The organism is Gemella massiliensis, from assembly GCF_900120125.1.
GTDB lineage: Bacteria > Bacillota > Bacilli > Staphylococcales > Gemellaceae > Gemella > Gemella massiliensis.
In genome coordinates this window covers 516,599-538,104 of the sequence record NZ_LT635544.1, presented here as the reverse complement: position 1 = coordinate 538,104, position 21,506 = coordinate 516,599, and the positions used below count along the sequence as shown (strand labels likewise).

General features: G+C 30.4%; 18 protein-coding genes and 1 riboswitch. Of the genes, 1 reads left to right on the top strand and 17 read right to left on the bottom strand.

Going from position 1 to position 21,506, the window contains the following annotated elements; translation table 11 throughout:
• Nucleotides 1-56 precede the first annotated feature (56 nt).
• The 4 genes from BQ7358_RS02445 to BQ7358_RS02430 form a co-directional block, all read right to left on the bottom strand.
• Nucleotides 57-1,406, bottom strand: a complete 1,350-nt coding sequence (locus tag BQ7358_RS02445; RefSeq protein ID WP_062173102.1) for a glucose-6-phosphate isomerase — start codon at nucleotides 1,404-1,406, stop codon at nucleotides 57-59.
• Nucleotides 1,407-1,427: 21 nt separating this feature from the next.
• Nucleotides 1,428-2,411, bottom strand: a complete 984-nt coding sequence (locus tag BQ7358_RS02440) for a gluconeogenesis factor YvcK family protein (RefSeq protein WP_062173101.1) — start codon at nucleotides 2,409-2,411, stop codon at nucleotides 1,428-1,430.
• 4 nt (nucleotides 2,412-2,415) lie between these two features.
• Nucleotides 2,416-3,276, bottom strand: a complete 861-nt coding sequence (rapZ, locus tag BQ7358_RS02435; protein ID WP_062173100.1) for an RNase adapter RapZ — start codon at nucleotides 3,274-3,276, stop codon at nucleotides 2,416-2,418.
• A 146-nt stretch (nucleotides 3,277-3,422) separates the two neighbouring features.
• Nucleotides 3,423-5,855: a transglycosylase domain-containing protein gene (locus BQ7358_RS02430; protein ID WP_062173099.1), complete on the bottom strand. Its 2,433-nt coding sequence runs from the start codon at nucleotides 5,853-5,855 to the stop codon at nucleotides 3,423-3,425.
• A 346-nt stretch (nucleotides 5,856-6,201) separates the two neighbouring features.
• Here BQ7358_RS02430 and BQ7358_RS02425 point away from each other — a divergent pair, with 346 nt between their 5' ends.
• Complete coding sequence (locus BQ7358_RS02425; RefSeq protein ID WP_062173098.1) at nucleotides 6,202-6,501, top strand: hypothetical protein; 300 nt, start codon at nucleotides 6,202-6,204, stop codon at nucleotides 6,499-6,501.
• A gap of 158 nt (nucleotides 6,502-6,659) precedes the next feature.
• Here the strand turns inward: BQ7358_RS02425 and BQ7358_RS02420 are convergent, their stop codons facing one another.
• From BQ7358_RS02420 to BQ7358_RS02355, 13 genes are all read right to left on the bottom strand, one after another.
• Nucleotides 6,660-8,450: an ABC transporter ATP-binding protein gene (locus BQ7358_RS02420; protein WP_072520175.1), complete on the bottom strand. Its 1,791-nt coding sequence runs from the start codon at nucleotides 8,448-8,450 to the stop codon at nucleotides 6,660-6,662.
• Nucleotides 8,443-10,593 (bottom strand): ABC transporter ATP-binding protein, encoded by a 2,151-nt coding sequence (locus BQ7358_RS02415; RefSeq protein ID WP_072520174.1) that lies wholly within the window; start codon nucleotides 10,591-10,593, stop codon nucleotides 8,443-8,445. The genes BQ7358_RS02420 and BQ7358_RS02415 overlap by 8 nt, the downstream gene beginning before the upstream one ends.
• A 4-nt stretch (nucleotides 10,594-10,597) precedes the next feature.
• Nucleotides 10,598-11,032 (bottom strand): MarR family winged helix-turn-helix transcriptional regulator, encoded by a 435-nt coding sequence (locus BQ7358_RS02410; RefSeq protein ID WP_062173097.1) that lies wholly within the window; start codon nucleotides 11,030-11,032, stop codon nucleotides 10,598-10,600.
• Between the two features lie 119 nt (nucleotides 11,033-11,151).
• Nucleotides 11,152-11,757 carry an ATP-binding cassette domain-containing protein gene (locus tag BQ7358_RS02405; RefSeq protein WP_062173095.1) on the bottom strand — a complete coding sequence of 202 codons (606 nt, stop codon included), beginning with the start codon at nucleotides 11,755-11,757 and terminating at the stop codon, nucleotides 11,152-11,154.
• Between the two features lie 389 nt (nucleotides 11,758-12,146).
• Nucleotides 12,147-12,389: a hypothetical protein gene (locus BQ7358_RS02395; RefSeq protein WP_062173093.1), complete on the bottom strand. Its 243-nt coding sequence runs from the start codon at nucleotides 12,387-12,389 to the stop codon at nucleotides 12,147-12,149.
• Nucleotide 12,390: 1 nt separating this feature from the next.
• Complete coding sequence (locus BQ7358_RS02390; protein WP_072520173.1) at nucleotides 12,391-13,170, bottom strand: hypothetical protein; 780 nt, start codon at nucleotides 13,168-13,170, stop codon at nucleotides 12,391-12,393.
• A gap of 247 nt (nucleotides 13,171-13,417) precedes the next feature.
• On the bottom strand, nucleotides 13,418-14,863 hold the full coding sequence (locus tag BQ7358_RS02385; RefSeq protein WP_062173091.1) for an N-acetylmuramoyl-L-alanine amidase: 1,446 nt from the start codon (nucleotides 14,861-14,863) through the stop codon (nucleotides 13,418-13,420).
• Between the two features lie 3 nt (nucleotides 14,864-14,866).
• Complete coding sequence (gene dtd, locus BQ7358_RS02380; protein WP_062173090.1) at nucleotides 14,867-15,319, bottom strand: D-aminoacyl-tRNA deacylase; 453 nt, start codon at nucleotides 15,317-15,319, stop codon at nucleotides 14,867-14,869.
• Nucleotides 15,320-15,326: 7 nt separating this feature from the next.
• A complete protein-coding gene (locus BQ7358_RS02375; protein ID WP_062173089.1) occupies nucleotides 15,327-17,507 on the bottom strand; it encodes a RelA/SpoT family protein in 2,181 nt (726 codons plus the stop codon).
• 181 nt (nucleotides 17,508-17,688) lie between these two features.
• Nucleotides 17,689-19,179 carry an amino acid permease gene (locus BQ7358_RS02370; protein WP_062173088.1) on the bottom strand — a complete coding sequence of 497 codons (1,491 nt, stop codon included), beginning with the start codon at nucleotides 19,177-19,179 and terminating at the stop codon, nucleotides 17,689-17,691.
• A gap of 89 nt (nucleotides 19,180-19,268) precedes the next feature.
• Nucleotides 19,269-19,448: riboswitch (Lysine riboswitch) on the bottom strand.
• 409 nt (nucleotides 19,449-19,857) lie between these two features.
• The gene (locus tag BQ7358_RS02365) at nucleotides 19,858-20,223 is read right to left on the bottom strand and encodes a single-stranded DNA-binding protein (RefSeq protein WP_062173087.1); all 366 of its coding nucleotides are present in this window, start codon (nucleotides 20,221-20,223) and stop codon (nucleotides 19,858-19,860) included.
• A 51-nt stretch (nucleotides 20,224-20,274) separates the two neighbouring features.
• Complete coding sequence (locus tag BQ7358_RS02360) at nucleotides 20,275-20,559, bottom strand: cupin domain-containing protein (RefSeq protein WP_062173086.1); 285 nt, start codon at nucleotides 20,557-20,559, stop codon at nucleotides 20,275-20,277.
• Nucleotides 20,560-20,578: 19 nt separating this feature from the next.
• Entirely contained in the window at nucleotides 20,579-21,340 is a 762-nt protein-coding gene (locus BQ7358_RS02355; protein WP_062173085.1) for a class I SAM-dependent methyltransferase, read from the bottom strand.
• Nucleotides 21,341-21,506 lie beyond the last annotated feature (166 nt).

The window sequence follows — 21,506 nt, the reverse complement described above, 5'->3', positions numbered from 1 at the left end:
ATGCCCCGTATTTGACACAGAGCCTTAAAATTTATTATCAGTTCACTTTTTATATTTTATTTTAATCTCTCCTCCAATTCTTTTCTTAAATCTTCAAAGCCAGGTTTTCCTAATAGAGCAAACATATTTTTCTTATACGCTTCTACCCCCGGTTGATCAAACGGATTTAATCCTTGCATATATCCGGAAATAGCAACAGCTTTTTCAAAGAAGTATACTAAATATCCAAATGTAAACTCACTCATATCCGGTAATTCTATTACAAAGTTCGGTACACCACCATCAGTATGAGCAAGTAGTGTTCCTTCAAAAGCCTTTGTATTTACAAAATTCATTGTTTTACCTGACAAGTAGTTTAAACCGTCTAAGTTGTTCTCCGCTTCTTTTAATTCAATATCTTTGTTAGGAGTTTTCACTTTAAGAATAGTTTCTAACAAAATTCGACGCCCCTCTTGAATATATTGCCCCATTGAATGTAAATCCGTTGAAAAACACACACTTGCCGGATACAACGCTTTACCGTCTTTACCTTCCGACTCACCGAATAACTGTTTCCACCATTCATTAAAGTATACCATCGACGGTTCATAAGAAACTAAAATTTCTATCAATTTACCTTTTTGTTGTAAAATATTTCTCATTACCGCATATTGATAGGCAATATTTTTAGATAAATCAGCTGTTGCCAGTTCATTTTGTGCCAGTTTAGCCCCTGACATTATTTTGTCAATATCAATACCACTCACAGCTATTGGTAATAACCCTACTGCCGTTAATACTGTAAAACGTCCTCCTACATCATCAGGTACCACAAATGTTTCATATCCTTCATCGTCAGCTAATGATTTCAATGCACCTCTTCTTCTGTCAGTTGTAGCAAAAATTCTTTCTTTTGCACCCGCTTTCCCATATTTTTCTTCTAACAACTCTTTAAAAATACGAAACGCAATTGCCGGTTCTGTTGTCGTTCCTGATTTAGAAATTACATTTACTGAAAAGTTTTTATTGGTAGTTTTTAAGTAGTTCACTAATTCTTGCGTATATGTAGATGAAATAGTATTTCCTACAAAAAACACCTGCGGAGTTTTTCTACCTTTATCATAAAAATTATAAAAACTGTCATTCAACATTTCTATTGCCGCTCTTGCTCCCAAATATGAACCACCTATACCGATTACTACTAATACATCTGAGTTCTCTTGAATTTTTTTAGCCGCTATTTTAATGCGTGAAAATTCTTCTTTATCATAATTAGTCGGTAAATCTAACCAGCCCAAAAAATCATTTCCTATTCCCGTTTTGTTATGCAAAGTATCATGTGCTACTTTTACATAACTTTCCATATTTTTCATTTCTTGTTTATCAAAAAAATTTAACGCTTTTGAATAATCAAAATTTAAGTGCATTCTTCTTCTCCTTATATTTTATTACCTTTTATTATAAATAATTGTTGGTTTATCGTCTATAATATAATTGTAAATTAATTCAGATACCTTATCTGCATTGTGCCGAATTACATTATTTTCAACGATACCGACGTTTTTATTTTCTATTAATTCCACCCCAAGTGTAGCAATTTCTTCTTTGTCTATTTCCACTGCGGTTTGTTGTTCTTCTTTGTAACGTTCCAAAATTTCTTTTGAAAATACATTTGAATTTGCAATTACAATATCAAAAATATTTTTCCCAATATGTTTATTTATTGCTTTTATATGATCTGATACAGTGTAATTATCCGTTTCGCCATGTTGGGTCATAACATTACAAACATACATTTTTTTTGCACTGCTTTTAATAATAGCCTCTGATACTCCTGATATCATCAAATTGGGAATAATAGATGTATATAAACTACCCGGCCCCATCACAATATAATCACAATGTTCTATTGCTTTAATAACATCCGCATTCGCCTTTACTTTCGATGGCGTTATATAGACATTGTCGATTTCTCCACCTGCTTTTGTAATTGATGATTCACCTCGAATAATTTCTCCACTTTTAAGCACTGCATTTAATGTTGCCATCTCATTGGTTGTCGGTAAAACTGTTCCACTGACATTTAAAATTTTACTCATAATTTGAACAGCTGTACTAAAATTCCCATATATATCCGTCATTGCCGCAAGCATTAAATTACCTACCGGATGCCCCTTTACTTCGCCAGAATCAAAACGATACTGAAACATTTTTTCAAGATATGGTTCTACATCTGACAAAGCAGCTATTACATTTCTGACATCTCCGGGGGAAGGAATATTCATATCACTGCGAATTTTTCCGGAACTTCCTCCATCATCGGCAACAGTCACAACAGCCGTTATATCCAATGGATATTTTTTTAAACCACGGAGCAAAACCGACAAACCGGTTCCACCACCGATAGTTACTACTTTTACTCTATTATTCATTATTCTACCTACCCTTATTAATATCTCTGTGTTCAAGATACACTCTATAACCTAAATTTTTTACATCTTCATGTAATTTTCTTGCAATACTAACCGAACGATGTTTCCCGCCGGTACAACCTATTGCTATTGCTACTTTATCTCGCCCTTCGTATTGGTATTTATCAATCATATAAAAAATTAATTCTTTAAATTTATCATAAAATTCAGCGGTTACTTTATCTGAAAAAACATAATTAAATACTTCTTCTGAGCATCCGGTCTTTTCTCTCAACTCTTTAATATAGAAAGGGTTTTTAAGAAATCGAACATCAATGATATTATCCGCATCAATAGGAATACCGTACTTATAACCGAAACTTGATATTGTTACATGATAACTGTTTCTTTTTTCAATACCAAAATCTTCTAAAATTTTAGTTTGTAAATCTTTAACGGTAAAATTAGAAGTGTCATAAATATAATTTGCCACTTCTTTTACATCTGCCATTACTACTCTTTCTCGCTTTATTCCTTCAAGTAAACTATATTTAACAGATAGAGGATGATTTTTTCGTGTTTCTTTAAAACGATTAACAAGGACTTGATCATCGCTATCTAAAAATATTATTTTTACATCAAAATATTCACTGGTTTGTACTTTTTTTAATAATTCTTTCAAATCAACAAAAAGGTGTTTACTTCGAATATCAATACTCACTGCTATTTTATCTATATCTTTTTCTTCAATAATTCTAAGAAAATCTTCTAATAACAATCCCGGTAAATTATCTGTACAAAAGTATCCCTGATTTTCAAAAATCTCCAAAGCTGTATTTTTACCGGCCCCGCTTATTCCTGTAATGATTACTAATTTTTTTTTCATAGTTTCACATCCATTGAATTAATATTTTTTCTTTTATAAGTTAAAAAGAAAAATTTATATATACTATTGTACACTAAATTTATTTTTTTGTGTAGTATTAAAAAAGTAGAGCAATTTTATCTTGCTCTACTTTGTATATCGTAAGATTATCCGTCATTATCTCCGTTACTGTCATTTATATTATTTCTCGTGGTATTATTGCCACTTGATTGATTTCTTTGATTTCGATTATTATCATTGTTTGAACTATTATTTCGACTGTTACCGTTATTTAAGTCACCATCTCTTCTTTGTGATTCTTGATTTCGCTTAGTTCTCTCTTCTATTTCTCGTCGTTCACTATCACTTATTACTTTGACAGTTCCATTCACAGAACCCACATCTTTTGGTACAGTAAATCCTTTAGGTGGGTGTATTTTAACAATATTCTGCATATTAACTCTATACAACATCTGTGTTTTTTGTGTATCTTGTTGTGTCATGTATTTAGTTGGACCATCTATGGTATCAAACCCTTGCCACACCGCCAAAGTATAATTACTTGTATAACCAATTGTCCAAGAATCTTTGGAGTAGTTATTTATATCAAAACCATACTTTGTTGCTTCTCCTTCTCCAAAAGTTGTAGTCCCGGTTTTCACAGCCATATCAGCACCTGACACTCTGGCATATTGTGCCGTTCCATTAACCACATTTCGGAGCATTGAAGTCATTATATAAGCTGTTGATTCTTTTATTACTCGTTTTTTATCATCTTTGCTGAAGCTTCTTACTTCATTTCCTTCATTATCATATACTTTTTTTATAGTTTTAGGAGTAGCGTAATAGCCTCCGTTACTAAACGGGACATACGCAGCTGCCATTTGAAGCGGTGAAAAACCATCTTTACTACCGCCTATAGGTGTTGTTAGTGAATCATCCGTTATATCAATTCCAACATTCGCCGCATATTGTTTTACTTTATCAAAGCCTACTTGCTGATATGTTCTAATAGCCGGAATATTGTACGACATTGTCAAGGCGTTATTCATAGTGACTTTCCCATGATAAACTCTATCCCAGTTTTGAATATTGGAACCTTGAATTTTTGTATCATCAATTAATTGCCCCGAATTCCACCCTAAATATTCTATCGCCGGTCCGTATGCCAGTATAGGTTTTATAGATGACCCCGGTTGCAGTTTCGCCTGCGTCGCAATATTATAACCATTAAATTTCTGATTTTTTCCTCCATATAATGCCGCTATTCCACTATTTTCATTATTTAACACAACCATAGAAACATTGCTTGCTTGTTTTATACCGACATAGTTTGAAGTTACACTGTCACTTAGTGTACTTTGTATTTTCGGATCAAAGTTTGTGTATATTTTTAATCCTAAATTCAATACATCCCCCTCATAATCCTTATACTCTTTGCTGTTTCTAAGCTCATTAACAATTTGGTTCATATAAGATGTATATTTAGAATCGAACTCGCTTGACAATATCACCCTACTGGTTTCATCACGTTTTACAATTCCGGACATAACATCCGTATTCTGTGCCGCCGTCAATTCTTCCTGTGTTATTTTACCGTGACGTTCCATCAAATGAAGTACAGTATCACGTCTGGTTTTTGCCGCTTCCGGATTATCATAAGGATTATAAGTGTTAGGATGTTGAGGTAGTCCGGCAAGTAATGCCATCTGCGGTAAAGTAAGCTGATTAACATTTTTATTATAATAATATTTAGCCGCTGTTTTTAATCCATATACTCCGTCAGAATAGTAGATTCTATTAACATACATCGTGAAAATAGTTTCTTTGTCATAATTTTGCTCTAGTTTATAAGCAAGATATGCCTCCTGAACCTTACGTTTAACACTCTTATTATCATCTAAAAATGTTCTTTTTATAAGTTGCTGAGAAATTGTCGAAGCACCTTGCGAACCAAATCCGCTTGTTAAATTTGATACAACAGCCCCGATTAGACGTCTATAATCTACTGCACCGTGTTCAAAGAATCTATTATCCTCAGTTGCCAAAATAGCATTTTGCATTTGTTCCGGTATATCTTTAGTTTCTATATTTTCTCCGACCTGATTACCTAATTTAGCTACTTCGTTGTTGTTTACATCATAAACAACTGTTCTGGAATTATTATCTAAAATTTTAGAATCAAATGCCGGTGCTTGAAAAATCCAAAATACGCACAAGAAAAACACCGTTATTATGAAAATACTCGTTGCATACAATCCGTATCTTAATACCTTAGCCCAGACTGAATTTTTTTTCTTTTTATTATTAGGATTACTTATTCTATTAGATTTTCTTATCGGTGGTTTATTTCCACCTGAATAATTTTGATTATTTTCTGAATTATTACCGTTACGCCCTTGAGATACCCTACGGCTACCATTAGGCACACCGCCACCCAAACGTTGAGATTTTCTTCTCATTACCTCTTCTCCCAACGCTCTAGGACGTTGGTTTGGGTTATTATTTCCACGTGAAATATAACCTCCCGGTGTAACATTTTTTTTATCATTTGAATGTCTATCTCTTCTTGATAAACGCTCATTGTTATTTTCTGTCATAATATATCCTTTCTCTTTATTATGTTAAATACATTATACATCATTAATTTTAATGTATATCAAAAAAAAAATCAATTTTATTTAAACAATTTTTAACATATTAATATTCTTTTAATATTTTTGTAACAATACATCTTTAATAAATTAAAATATTCTGGTTTTCTTATTCAATACTAAAATTATATTTTATATACTTTAAACTGAATTTACAAACTAAAATTTCTATTTGTTACCTAGTATATATTATATAAATATATAATTTAAAATCTTAAAAAATAAGTGTTTTTCTTGCAAAAACTACCATTATTTTGTATAATGGTAAAAAATAAAACTAAAGGAGATTTTTATGTATACTATGAACTTATCTAGTTTGGAGTCACCAGACCTCTGTTTCTCACAAGACGATGAATATTCCCAGGATTTTAATACAGAAATAGATTATGAGGACGAAGTTTTATCAGATTATGCTGATGAAAGTTTTAACGAGGTTGAGTTTTTAACGGCTGATGATGACAAATTTTTAGATTACTCTAATGAGATGTTTCTTTATAAAGAATATTCATATGATTTTGATGAGGACTTCGAGTACGATGAAGTCAGTATATCTAATGATCAGATAATGTTAGAAAATATAGGCGAAGCCTAAATTTAACAGATGAATATAAAAATTCCATAATAAATATGGAGTATAAAAAACAAAACGAAATACTAAGCGGATTGGCTCTGCTTAGTATTTTTCTTATATTTATTAATTCTTACAATTAAAATTCTCAGCATCTAAATCTAAAAGACGCTGAGAATTTTTTATTCTGCAAATTGGCTTTGATATAATTCTGAATAGAAACCTTTTTTCTCTAACAGTTCATCATGACTACCTTGTTCAATAATATCTCCATCTTTTAAAACAAGAATTTTATCTGCATTTCTAATAGTTGATAATCTATGAGCAATAACAAATGTTGTACGCCCTTCCATCAGCTTGTTCATCGCTTTTTGAATTAACACTTCTGTTCTTGTGTCAACACTTGAAGTTGCCTCATCAAGAATTAAAATCGGTTTATCTGCCAAAATAGCACGTGCAATAGTTAAAAGTTGTTTTTGACCCTGCGAAATATTTGAAGCCTCTTCATTTAATTCCATATTGTATCCACCCGGTAATGTTTTAATGAAGTGATGAATATGAGCCGCTTTAGCCGCAGCTATTACCTCTTCATCAGTTGCATCTAAACGACCGTAGCGTAAGTTTTCCATTATCGTACCTTTAAATAACCATGTATCTTGAAGTACCATTGTAAAGTAAGAACGTAAATCTCCTCTATTAAATAATGAAATATCCTTACCGTCTATTGTAATTTTACCACCATTAATGTCGTAAAAACGCATTAACAACTTAACCATAGTGGTTTTCCCTGCTCCCGTCGGCCCGACAATTGCAACCATTTCTCCTTTTTTAACATCACTTGTAAAATTTTTAATAATTATTTGATCTTCAATATACCCGAATCTAACATGATCAAACACGACGTTACCTTGTTTTTCAGTTATTTTAATAGGATTAACTACCGGCTGTTCTTCAGTGGCATCTAAAAACTCAAAAACACGTTCTGCCGCTGCAGTCAGACTTTGCACTTGCGTCATTGATTGAGCAATTTGTCCTATAGGTTGCGTAAAACTGCGAATGTATTGAATAAATGCTTGAATATCACCTACTCCAATTTTTCCGTTTGCAACCAATAACCCTCCTGAAAACACTATTCCCACGTAGCCTAAGTTTCCTACAAAGTTTATAATAGGAAACATCATCCCAGAGAAAAACTGTGACTTCCATGATGAACCATATAATTCACTATTTTTTTTCTTAAATTCTTTTATACTTTTATCTTTATGATTAAATGCTGTAATAATATTTTGCCCTGAATAACTTTCTTCCACCTGTCCATTAACATCCGATAGTGATTTTTGTTGATTGACAAAGTACTTTTGACTCATTTTAGTTAAACTCCCTAATAAAATTGCAGATATCGGGATTATTACAAGAGCGATTAAAGACATTACCGGACTGATTGTGAACATCATTACTAATATTCCCAACACCGTCATTACACTTGCTATAAGTTGAGTAAACCTTTGGTTAAGCCCTTGCCCAAATGTGTCAACGTCATTTGTAATACGAGATAAAGTTTCTCCAACTGTTCTTTGTTCAAAATACCCCATCGGTAATTTATTGATTTTCACACTAATATCTTTTCTCATATCATAAGTTAATTTTTGAGAAACATTACTCATCAACCAACCTTCCAGAAATATAAATAATGATGAAATAGCATATAAACCTAATGTTGTCAAAAGAATACCGGCTATTTTACCAAAATTTATTTCGCCTGTATTGTTTATTTTAGCAACCAAACCTTCAAATAACTCAGTAGTTGCACGCCCCATAATTTTAGGACCTATAATTGAAAAGATTGTTCCGGCTATTGAAAAAATAATAAGAAGTATCATAGGTATAGTGTATGTTTTAAACATCATCATCATTATTCTTTTAAATGTTTTGCCGAAATTATCAGCTTTTCTTACTTTTTTTTCATTACCCATGGCGCTTACCTCCTTTTCCCAATTCTTCTTCACTAAGTTGACTTTCTGCAATTTCTAAATATGTTGGACAATTATGAAGTAATTCTTCATGGCGTCCTATTCCTACTATTTTCCCTTCATTCATTACAATAATTTTATCGGCATTCATAATGGTTGCTATACGCTGTGCAACAATAATTGTAGTAATGCCCGACATTTTTTCTTGTAGCGTACGACGTAGTTTAACATCTGTTTTATAATCTAATGCTGAAAAACTATCATCGAACAATAATATTTTAGGTTTTTTCGCCAAAGCACGGGCTATGGATAAACGTTGCTTTTGCCCACCGGATACGTTACTTCCACCTTGAGCAATAGAACTAGAAAATTGTCCTTCTTTTTCAAGAACGAACTCACTAGCTTGGGCTATTTCCGTTGCTAATTTCATATCAGTATCGCTGATATTTGCATCACCAAACTTAATATTAGATTCAATAGTTCCACTGAATAAAACACCTTTTTGTGGTACAAAACCTAAAATGCTACGTAGTTTACTCATACTGACATCTTTAATATTCACTCCATCAATCGTAATTTGACCTTGCTGAGCGTCAAAATAACGAGGTATTAAATGAAGTAGTGTCGATTTCCCACTACCGGTGCTTCCTATAATAGCTGTTGTTTCCCCGGCTTCCGCTTCAAAGTTTATATCAGTCAAGACCGGATTATCCGCACCTTCAAACGTAAATGTTACATTTTCGAAACGAAGTGTTCCTTTAACATCATTTAATTTATTATCATCAACTTCTTTATTATCAACTACACTAATTGGTGTATCCAATACTTCATCAATACGTGTAGCCGCTACTGTAGCACGTGGTAATTGCATTACTAAAAATGTAAAAAACAGAAATGACATAACGATTTGCATTGTATAGGTAATAAATGCCATCATATCACCTACTTGTATAGAGCCGTTATTAATATTTTTACCACCGACCCAAATTATTAACAGAGCAATAGCGTTCATAATTAACATAATTGCCGGAAATAAAATTGACATAACACGATTAACAAATAGCTGATTATCCATTAAGCGTTTATTTTCTACATCAAAACGTTCTTCTTCATGTTTTTCGCGCCCAAAGACACGAATAACCGAAATACCCGTTAGCAACTCACGACTTACTAAATTAACTTTATCAATTAATTTTTGCATTATTTTAAATTTAGGAATTGACACTGCCATTATAAGCCCGATAATTAAACCTAGAACTCCGATACCGACAGCAATAATCCATGTCATACCGGTATCTGTTTGCATAACTTTGTAAATTCCCCATATCGCCATTATCGGTGCATAGAATGCAATAAAAAGTAACATATTTAAAGCATTTTGAATTTGTTGGATATCATTCGTAGTACGAGTTATTAATGATGCCGAAGAAAATTTATCAATATCTTGTTTTGAAAATGATAATACTTTGGTAAATAGTTTTTCACGTAGATTATATGCCACTTTTGCAGATACCCTACTCGAAATTAAACTTGAAAAAATACTTGCCACACCGCCAATCAATGTTACTAAAATCATTTTCCAACCGATATTTTTTAAATAATTTGTACGAATATTATTCGTATCAATATCAACTTTTTTATATTCTTCTTTTACGAAAGCTATTCCTCCTTGTTTAGTCATCATATTAGCAGATTGCCCTAAATCCTCAATAGCTTTTTTTCGTTGTTCTACCAATGTATCTTTCTGAACAACTCCGGCACTAACACCTTGTACCATTTGTTCTAATTTAATATTTTTATTTTTTGCTCCAAGCACAACAGTCATAGTTTCTTTAAAAATATTATTTAATTCATCTCGTGTTTCTTGTGAGATATTCTTTAATGTGTAAATATTGTTATTTTCTTCATAATTATTTTCTACCTTTTCAACTTCTTCAACAGTCATAAATACTTCTAATGTTTTTAATGACTCCTTGCTAATCTTAGTAGGTACTGAATCTTCAATACCACTTTGCTGAATTCCCGTATCTACTATTTTACTGGTATAAGTTGGTAATTCCAACTCCGTCATAGCCCTGACAGCAAGCAAGGATACTAAGATAATCATCGGCACTAAAAAACTTTTTAAATACTTAAATAATCTCATAGTATTACTCTTCCTCCTCTAAATCTCCTTTAACTACTTTGTTAATTTTAGCTATTAAATGTATCCAATTAATTTGTTCTTCTAAAGTAAATTTATCCCAAAGTTGTTGAAACCATTCTTCATATTTGGTACGTTCGCTCACCATATATTCTTCTCCAACTTTAGTTAATTGCAATAATTTTTTTCTTTTATCTTTAGTATCCGGCACCTGTTCAACAAAACCTTTATCCGTTAATTTTGAGATTATTGCCGTAACTCGAGATTTAGTAACACCGAGTTCCTCTCCAAGTTTTTGCATTGTTATACTTTGAAATTCCAATATAATTAATAATGCGTGGAATTCAACCTTTCGAAAAGGTTTATTTTCTTTGTTATGAAGTTTTTTCATCGTTACCCTAAGGTCATCCATAACATTCATAGCTTTTTTATAATTATCCATCTTATCACCACCCTATAAAAATAGTTCACATTATTAACTAAAAAGTTAACCATGTGAACTATTATATATAAAATTCTCCTTTTTGTCAAGGTTAGTTAATATATTTTTTTATAAAAAAACTATAAATATATTACCTCATCACATAACATATCTATATCCATTTTTATATGAGTTGTAAGAATAATTAAACGATTTGGATTTATATAATTTTTAATATATTCCCTTGTTTTATTTGCAGAAACCTCATCTAATCCATTGAAACATTCATCTAAAATAAGAGTTGTGGGATTTGACATAAAAGCCTGTATTAATAGCATTTTTTGTTTTGTTCCAAGCGATAACTGTCTATATTCTCTATCCTTATACTTCTCTACATTATAAAATTTCAACCAATACGATATATCAATTTCTTTTTTACTGTCGGACAAATTTTTTATAATATTCAAATTTTCATAAAGGGTAAAATCTTCCGTAAACTTTGGATTTTCTATAATAATTCCTGCATCTTCTATAAAATTATTTTTATTACGTATTTTTTTATTATCTTGAAAAACATTACCGCTTGTTAAAGTAGTATATCCACATAAACATTTCATTATTACAGTTTTTCCACTACCATTTTCTCCAACCAAACCGTAAATTTTACCATTCAAGAATTTTAAATTAAGATTTTCAAAAATAATCTTAGATCCATATTTTTTTAAACCATTTTGTATTCCTAACATATTTAAACCTCTTCATTCAACAATATTTTTTTTATTACTATCATTATTACAACTATTATATATATCCAAAACAAAATCATAGTACTTAAATAATTAATGAAAAATATATACAATATAATTAATATGTATATCAACGAAAATCTTTCTGTTTTTTTAATATTGAAAAACGTAAATATTATTAACCCAAGTAACAATAATAAAGGCAACTTTGCTATATCTACAATACCGTTGTAATAGTTATATAAATTTATATCTTTTGTTTTAATCGTATACGCTATTATCAATACAAATAAAAATATTACTGCATCCCTAAAGAATATTTTAAAGAAAAAAGAAAATGTCTTTATTTCTAAATCCAATATACTTGTACATTTATATCTTATCATTTTTTAAAAATTTTCTATATTTACTGATAAAACCTTACTATATACATAAAAAAACGCCATATATAAAGCTAACAATAAGATTACTTGTTCAATAATTATCTGTCTATCTTCATCAAAAATTTTGTGCATATCATATCTGATAAACTTACTAAAAGTTATTTGTGAAATTTCCCTAACATTAAACATCAGTCCATAAAAGACCGGTATTGCTATACTATATCCATATAAATTTTTCAATCTACTCATTTTAAAATTCTTTCTTATGCGTTAATTTAAACAATAAATATATTATCCCCATATAAATAAACGAAATAAACATCTGAATATTGCTAAATGCAACTCCACTAAACCAAGAAATAGACCCTTCTATCCCCAGTGATCTTGATATATACATTTTTAGAAAATCGCTAACTACATAAAGTGATAGAATATATGCTATTATTAAATAAATATAATTATACCCATAATCTATCAATGTTATTAAAAGCATTGTTGTAAAAAATATGTACATTCCGGTAAATATTACCAATAGAACAATATATCCGAAAAATGGCCCATTAACAAAACTAAAGATATTATTTTCCGGTACAAAATCATCAAAATTAGCACCTTTTCTTACTTTAAATCGTGTCAGAATATAGCATACTACGGTGTATGCCAATAGTACAACATAGAAAAATACAACCGGTAAAAAAGTAAGTAAATATTTATTTATACTTCTACTTTTTCCAATTAAATATTTAAAACTCTTATTTTTTATTTTATTATATTTATATAAAGCAACTACTATCATCGAAGGTAATAATAAAATAGTATAATCAATTATCGCTCTGTACATTACAGCCGGATCATAACTTGAGGAGAAAAAACTATTTCTCAGTGACACCCCATCAGCTGTTAAATCCGATGCATTTGTATCAAATTGGTAAAATTCAACTAATTCTTTTAAATCTCTTAATACAAAATATAATATCAAGAAAAAAATAGAATAAAAAATTATTTCTTTTATTTTAATATATTTACTCATGTTATTCTCCTATATTTCTCACTTAAGTATTTGATAAATGAGTTGCTCCTTCCATTCCAAATAAAACTACTATTATTAAAATTGTTTAAAATATTTTACTCACCTTTAATTTTTCTTTAATATGTTTATCTAACTTTCACTTCAAATATATCATATATATATCAAACGCTTTTATTTATAGTTATTAAATACATTTAAAATTCTTAAAAAATAGTAGGAACAGAAAAATTTCTGCTCCTACTATTTTTTATTTGCTGAATGCCCACGCTTGTAATAAATTATTTTCCACATCATTTTTGGTAAATCCGTTATAACTATTCAACTTAACATCATCATCATTTGGATCATTAATATAAAATTTTTCATCTTCATAACCACGAATAACTTTATACGTTGCCTTATCCCCAAACAATCCACTCTTCATTCGTACTAAAATAGGTTTATTATCTTTTAATGCCTGCTCAATATCTTCTATTTTACCAATATCAACTTTTTCCACTTTTAGATTATACTTGTCTGCAAATGCTGAAACAATACTTCCATATGTTCCTTGATTTTTAATATAATACTTATTACCTGCCCAATTCACAATATCATCAACACTTGGCGAATTATCTTCAATTAAATAATTAGCTATCATTGCTAAGGAAACAATCGCATCTCCATTTTCTTCTATTGTTTTCTTACCGTCTAAACCATATGAAATATTTCTATAATTATCTTGTTTAGTATAATACATCGGTATATTCAACCCTTTTTGTGGAAGATTTAGGAGCTGCTCTTTTCTCTTGGCATTGTAATTATCAATATTAATAAGATAATATAAATAAGATTCAACACCTTCTTTTAATGCTGTAATATACTGTTCATTAAATATTTTATCATTTAGTATATCTACATCAACCTTATCAGCTAAATTACCTGATATAATTTTTACTTGTGGTAAATTTTCGCTTAATTGATCAAAGTTACTTTGTTTTTCCGCTGAAGATATTTTAGAAATATATCTTGTTTTTAAGTTTTTTTCTAATGCACGGGCTATCCTTGATGATTCTGTTGTTAAATAATGTATTTTAAGTCCCTCACTATTTTTATTTGTTGCATTGTTTACATCAAATTCAAGTAATACATCCGCTTTATTATCTACTGAAATTTTCTTAATTTCATCTTTTGTCGGAATAACATCGTTATTTTCTCTCGTTAATATTACTTTTACACCGTCATTCGATAATTTTTTTTGTAATTTTTTTGCTATTTCTAAATTATAATTTTTGGGGTAAATATTTTTATAATCAGGCTGTTCTTCTTTTTTTATTATTGGATTTATTACTACGGTGTACGTAGCAAGTTTTTCTTTATTTTTATCTTCCGGACTTTTTATATCACTTCCTAATATCGCCCACCCCGGTATCCAACCTACATACTTATCGTTAGTTTCCACTTCATACCAAGCATCCATTTTGCTTAACATTTTCACATTGTCACCGGCAAAAATCTTTTTAAGCGACGGATAGGAGTCATCAGGTCCTGTCCTAACTTCTATTTCTTTAGATATAGCCAGATTATTTTCTTCATTCATGTTTTGCGGATTTATTTTTTTTGAAAAATAATACATTCCTCCAAACAAACAAAATAAGGTAATCAACCCTAACATTAATAATAAAATTGAATTATTTGTTCTTCTTATTTTCATACATTAATTTCCTGCCGATAATTTTTCATAAATAATAGTAACCGGACCGTCATTTACTATATTTACTTCCATCATAGTTTGAAATATTCCGGTTTCTACATTGACACCTTCTTCCCTTAAATATCCATTAAAGACTTCATACAATTCTTTTGCTTTTTCTGCCGTTGCCGCATTTGTAAAACTAGGTCTTTTACCTTTTTTAGTATCAGCATAAAGGGTAAATTGAGATACCGATAAGATGCTTCCTCCAACATCCTTTAATCCCAAATTTAATTTTTCATTTTTATCTTCAAACAATTGAGCTTCCGCTATTTTTTTCGCAAGATACTTTGCATCTTCTTTCGTTGACCCTTTATGAACTCCAACTAAAAGACAATACCCTTTACCTATAGTACCGACAATTTTCTCATCAACACTGACACTTGCTTTTTTTACTTTTTGTAATACTATTTTCATATTTCACCTATTTTACTATTCTTTCCACATTATAAACATCCGACAATTGTCTTAGTTTTTTTATAATAAAATCACATTCATCAACATTTTTTACATAGATTCCTAAATTAATCACGCATGTTTTATTAAGTTTAGATTCAGAATTAAGTTTTTTTATTTCTACCCTACTCTCATTTAATGTCAATAATACTTGCTGTAATAATAAATCTCTATCAAAAGCATGGATTTGTAATGTAACGCTATAATGTCTATGATTAAGACTTTGTACCCATTCCACATCTAAAAATCTATCTTTATCTTCTTCACTAAGATTCGGACAATTACTTCTATGGACTGTAACACCACGCCCCTTTGTTATGAAACCGACTATTTCATCCCCCGGAATTGGCTGGCAACATTTAGATAGTCTTACTAAAATATTATCAACACCCTTTACATAGACACCGGTTTCCGTAATAATATTTTTATTATCATCTTCCGCATTTACCAATTTCTCCAGTTTAGCTTGTGCCATTCTTTCTTTCCGAAGTTTTTCAGTTAAACGAGTTACAACTTTATTGGCAGTAAGACCACCATATCCGATCGCAGCATAAAGTTCTTCAATACTGGCAAATTTATACCGAGATAAAACAATTTCTATATTTTCTTGCGTTAACACTTCATCAATATCAAAATTATTTGCCTTAATTTCATCTTTAAGAAGTATCTCACCTTTTATTAGGTTTTCTTCTCTAGCTGCTTTTTTAAAGAACGATTTTATTTTTGATTTTGTCTGAGAAGATGTTGCTATATCAAGCCATGAACGTTTCGGACCGGTAGAATTTTTACTCGTTCTAATATCACAAATTTCTCCTGTAGATAATTTATAATCAAACGGTTCTATCTTATCATTTACTGTCGCTCCGATCATTTTATTTCCGACTTCTGAATGAATAGCATAAGCAAAATCAACAATACATGAGCCTTTAGGTAATTCTATGATATCGCTATTCGGTGTAAAAACATATATTTTATCACTTAATAAATCTACTTTTAGAGATTCCATAAAACTTTCGGCTGTAGTTTCAGTTTCATCGTTAGCAGCCATTTGTTGAAACCAATTTAATTTTTCATAAAAATTATTTTTTTTATTGACTTTTTTACCTTCTTTATATGCCCAGTGAGCAGCAATACCTTTTTCAGCTATTTCGTGCATTTCATAAGTTCTAATTTGTACTTCAAGTGTTTGTCCGTCAGGTGCTATTACTGTCGTATGTAACGACTGATACATATTCGGTTTAGGCATCGCTATATAGTCTTTAATCCGCCCGGGGATAGGAACCCACAAGTTATTTACAAGTCCTAAAGTTGCATAACAATCAGCAATGCTATCTACCAATACACGTACAGCTAATAAATCATAAATTTGATCAAACGTTTTATTTTGTTTTATCATTTTTTTATAAATACTGTAAATATGTTTCGGTCTTCCGTTTACTTGAGCTTTAATATTATTCTCCCTTAGCAATTCGGTAATACTAAAACACGCCTCTCTTATGCTCTCTTCTCTTGCGCTACGTTTTTGTTTCATCATACCGACAATAGAAAAATATTGTGCGGGATACATATATCTTAATGATGTATCTTCAAGTTCCCATTTTATCGAACTTATCCCTAATCTATGAGCAAGTGGTGCATAAATTTCTAATGTTTCGCTGGCTATTTCACGTTGTTTTTCTTCCCTCATGTATTTAAGGGTTCTCATATTATGAAGTCTGTCGGCTAATTTTACAAATATTACTCTTAAATCTTTAGCGATTGCTACAAAAAGTTTACGATGATTTTCTGCTTGAGATTGCCTTTTAGAGCGAAATTTTACCTTATCTAATTTTGTAACGCCGTCCACTATTACGGAAATATCTTCGCCAAACTCATTTTGAATATCTTCTAATGTAAATTTAGTATCTTCTACTACATCATGTAAAAAACCTGCACATATAGTGGCATAATCTAATTTAAGTTCCGTCAAAATCCCTGCAACTTGAATAGGGTGCAAGATATAAGGTTCTCCTGATTTTCTAAATTGATTCTCATGTGCAATTTTTGCAAATTCATATGATTTTTTTATAATATTTATCTGCTCTTGCGATAAATATTTTCTTGCCATATCTTCAACATTTTTATAGTCATAAGGGTATTCAAGATTCACAGAAATTCCTCCTTCTTTAAAATTTTCTTTATCCCTATTATCATACCACAAAAACTAACAAATTTGTTATATTTTATTAAATTTTAAGTTAAAACACCTTTGAATACATCGCCCCAAAAAGTTAGACCAAGAAAATCTAACTTTTTGGGGTCGATATAAAATCAAAGATGTCTATTATTTATTATTTAGTTTCCACATCTTGAGATAAGTCAACCTCGTTTAGTGGAATAATTTTAGTTTTATATTTTACTTTGTGATATATATAGAAGAATAAAAATATCGGAATTCCCATATACGTGGTTAGCATACCGCTCCAATTTACTATACCTTTTGTTATTAATTCTGTATCCTGTCCAACAATTACAATAATACAAAGTACTAAAGCAATAATTGGACCAACCGGGAACCATTTTGCACGATATTTCAAATCTTCTAAATTTTTCCCTTGGGCTGTATATGCTTTTCTGAAACGATAATGACTAATTGCTATTCCTAACCAAGCAATAAATCCGGTAAGCCCGCTGGCTGCCACGATATAAGTATACGCATTTTGATTAGTAAGTTGAACCAGAAAAATTACAAACACTACCGCAGCGGTAGTAAGCAAAGAAATAACCGGTGTACCATATTTAGTTACTCTACTAAATATCGGATATGCTAATTTTTCTTTACTCATAGCATAAAGCATTCTTGTTGAAGCATACAATCCTGAATTACCTGCTGATAAAATAGAAGTTAGTATAACCGCATTCATTACACTGGCGGCTAAAGCAAAACCGGCGTTTTTGAACACTATGGTAAACGGTGATTTTGCTATTTCTTCTGTACTGCCGGCACCTAATAAGTCCGGTGAAGTATATGGAATAAGTAATCCTATTACCAAAATAGCCAGCACGTAAAAAATTAATATTCTCCAAAAAACTTGTTTTACAGCTCTTGGGATACTTTTTTCCGGATTTTCGCTTTCTCCAGCTGTAATACCGATTAATTCTGTACCTTGGAAAGAATATCCGGCAATTAAAAATACACCGAGTGTTGCTAAAATCTGTCCTGATAATGAATTATTTTCTCCAATAAACGGAGCATCTCCTATAGTCAAATTTTTAAATCCGATATAAGGACCGCCCAAAATTCCAAAAATTGTTAAACAACCTACTACTAAAAATATTATAACTACTACTACTTTAATTAATGCAAACCAATATTCACTTTCACCGTAGACTTTTACACTCAAAGAATTTAATAAGATAATTAATGCCAGAAAAATTATACTCCAAGCCCAGCTTGGTAAAATACGCATCGGTTCCCAATAACTGACTGCCAACGCCGATAATTCTACGTCTGCCGCTACTGTAATAACCCAATTAAACCAGTAGTTCCACCCAAGGGCAAACCCCAATGACGGATCCACATATCGTGAAGCATATGTACTAAACGACCCTGAAGTCGGTAAATACGTAGCCATCTCACCCAAAGATGTCATTAAAAAATACACCATAAGACCGATACAAAGGTATGCGACAATCGCACCTCCCGGTCCGGCACTATGAATCGCTTGACCACTCGTCATAAATAATCCACTACCGATACAACCACCAATAGCGATCATACTTATGTGACGTGATCTAAGATTTCTTTTTACTTCTGTTGCGTTGCTATTATTATTTGTCATTATAAAACCTCCTTAGATAAAAATAAAAAAGCACAACATCTACCATATTTGTACGGAGTCATACTTCAACAATTATCTCTCCAAAACAAGATACTAGTAGCTCAACATAGCACAACATGGCTATGACAGTCCTATACCTATTAAGTATAGTCCCAACAATATTAATATAGGATTAATACCATTTCGGCGACGTTTCCTTTCTGATAATGTCATAAAGCCCTATACTTTCAATTATCATACTATTAAAAATCGCGACCTCTACCTCACTCATTTCGTGAGGCATATATTTAATTTTATGGTTCTAATTATAGTATAGTTTTTTGGGCTTGTCAATAGAGAAAATTCATTTTTAATAATATATTCACTAAGCTATAATACAGATTGTTAAATAAAACCACCCGTATTCAGTCTATTTATATAGAATATTAGCAATATATTTTATGTATAATAAATTATATACTTATATACGAAATATTTTTTGTTGCTAATTCTATAATAATGGCAACCTTAAGAAATCAACCGCAAAGGACAAAAACGAGCCTAATACCACTACTAACCCTTGCTGAAATATTTGTAAAATAATATATATATTTTCCTCTTTTTTGTATTATTAAACCAAACAAAAATCTTTAGTGTTTTATCAATTATAACACTAAAGATTTTCATTAATTTAATTTTTTATTGCCCTAACACAAAAACATCACCGGCTTGCTCTTCTTTTTTATTTCCCCTACTTAAAAACGAAACTTTATTAGCAATTATAGATAATTGATAATGATTAACTCCGTTCTTATCTTTATAAACATTGTTACTAAGGTTTCCCACTATGTTTAGTAGACTACCTTTATCACAATATTTAACCGTATTTTCCGCATTTTTCCCAAAGGTGGTAAATTCTAAAAATTCTGTTTCATATTCGCCATCTTTATTTTTGTAATCAGATTGCACTGCTAATGTTGCTTTTAAATAATTTTTCCCACTTTCACTTTCTCTTAATTCCGGTTTTTTTACTAATCTTCCAATCAATATTACTTGATTTAACATATTATTACTCTCCCTTTATTTATTATTAAAATTCTTATCAAATTTTTATCACTATTTATGAATTAATGTAACAAATACTTCGCCCGCTTCTAAAAATTCTGCATTAATATAATTATCACCATCAAAATGCAAAACTTTTCCCGGTTCTACTATGTGAGTTTCAGTCTCATTAAGATGTACCTCAACTTTTCCCTTAACAACTATAAATATTACTAATGCTTCCGGATGATTATGTTTAGGTATTTTATCACCCTTATTCCCAACTTTTTTTACCAATTTAAATCTATCATGTGTTTTTAATAATCCTGCTTCATTAAAAATAGTTCCTATTTTCATTTTTAAATACTCCTTTATTTTAGTCATTTTTAATTTTTTTATTGATAAAACATACGTAGTTCATATCGTTTTTCAATTTACCAAATGTCGTTTTCATTTTTATAAATTGTTCTCTATTCTCAGGTTTTAGACCATTTTTTACGATTCGTAATGTATTAGCTATTCCCTCATCTTTAACCATTCCTTCCGGAGTCATTAAAGTAAGTTCACCTTGAAGAGAATTTACAATTTTAAAACCGTGTTCTTCAAATAGTTCTTTCCATTCATTTTTTGGAAGTGGAAAAACATTGATGTTTATTGAATCTGACAATATTTTTCTTGTTTCTTCATAATTATTTATCAATATTATATCGTGTGTTAATAATAATCCTCCCGGTTTTAATACTCTAAAATATTGTTTAAGTGCTCTGTCTTTACTTTTATTACTACACATTGTTAACATCGCTTCATTAATTACATAGTCAAAACTATTATCAGGAAATTCTAAATGAAAAGCATCAGCACGTAAAAATTTAATATTTTTAAATCCTTTTTTTACCGCCACTTCTGTTGCTTCTTGTATTGATGTTTTATCAACATCTATCCCTATAAATGCAGTCGCCGGATATTTACCGGCTAATTCCAAGAGATTTACTCCCCTATTGCAAGCTACTTCAAGAACACTATCTCCCGGTTTAAAATTAGTATGTGCTAATAAAAAATTTGTTCCTGTCACTCCTCCGGGCCTTAGTCTTTTTTTACCGAGTTTTTTTAAAAACTGATGACCTTGCTCTTTTTTCATAATACTTACCTCCTAATTAAATTATTATCATCATCCTTTATTTTATAACATATCAATTTATAAAGCCAGTTTTTTTATAGCGTTTTATAAAAAATTATATGTAATAAATAATATACATAATAATATCATAGACACAAATATTATTAAATTTCCTTTAATATTTTTA

Bases quoted from the DNA above. Each gene is read 5' to 3' on its own strand.
- BQ7358_RS02390 (WP_072520173.1), bottom strand. From the start codon at position 13,170: ATGAGTAAATATATTAAAATAAAAGAAATAATTTTTTATTCTATTTTT.
- BQ7358_RS02360 (WP_062173086.1), bottom strand. From the start codon at position 20,559: ATGAAAATAGGAACTATTTTTAATGAAGCAGGATTATTAAAAACACAT.
- BQ7358_RS02365 (WP_062173087.1), bottom strand. From the start codon at position 20,223: ATGTTAAATCAAGTAATATTGATTGGAAGATTAGTAAAAAAACCGGAA.
- BQ7358_RS02420 (WP_072520175.1), bottom strand. From the start codon at position 8,450: ATGGGTAATGAAAAAAAAGTAAGAAAAGCTGATAATTTCGGCAAAACA.
- rapZ (WP_062173100.1), bottom strand. From the start codon at position 3,276: ATGAAAAAAAAATTAGTAATCATTACAGGAATAAGCGGGGCCGGTAAA.
- BQ7358_RS02440 (WP_062173101.1), bottom strand. From the start codon at position 2,411: ATGAATAATAGAGTAAAAGTAGTAACTATCGGTGGTGGAACCGGTTTG.
- BQ7358_RS02395 (WP_062173093.1), bottom strand. From the start codon at position 12,389: ATGAGTAGATTGAAAAATTTATATGGATATAGTATAGCAATACCGGTC.
- BQ7358_RS02405 (WP_062173095.1), bottom strand. From the start codon at position 11,757: ATGTTAGGAATACAAAATGGTTTAAAAAAATATGGATCTAAGATTATT.
- BQ7358_RS02370 (WP_062173088.1), bottom strand. From the start codon at position 19,179: ATGACAAATAATAATAGCAACGCAACAGAAGTAAAAAGAAATCTTAGA.
- BQ7358_RS02430 (WP_062173099.1), bottom strand. From the start codon at position 5,855: ATGACAGAAAATAACAATGAGCGTTTATCAAGAAGAGATAGACATTCA.
- BQ7358_RS02385 (WP_062173091.1), bottom strand. From the start codon at position 14,863: ATGAAAATAAGAAGAACAAATAATTCAATTTTATTATTAATGTTAGGG.
- BQ7358_RS02410 (WP_062173097.1), bottom strand. From the start codon at position 11,032: ATGGATAATTATAAAAAAGCTATGAATGTTATGGATGACCTTAGGGTA.
- BQ7358_RS02425 (WP_062173098.1), top strand. From the start codon at position 6,202: ATGTATACTATGAACTTATCTAGTTTGGAGTCACCAGACCTCTGTTTC.
- dtd (WP_062173090.1), bottom strand. From the start codon at position 15,319: ATGAAAATAGTATTACAAAAAGTAAAAAAAGCAAGTGTCAGTGTTGAT.
- BQ7358_RS02415 (WP_072520174.1), bottom strand. From the start codon at position 10,593: ATGAGATTATTTAAGTATTTAAAAAGTTTTTTAGTGCCGATGATTATC.
- BQ7358_RS02355 (WP_062173085.1), bottom strand. From the start codon at position 21,340: ATGAAAAAAGAGCAAGGTCATCAGTTTTTAAAAAAACTCGGTAAAAAA.
- BQ7358_RS02445 (WP_062173102.1), bottom strand. From the start codon at position 1,406: ATGCACTTAAATTTTGATTATTCAAAAGCGTTAAATTTTTTTGATAAA.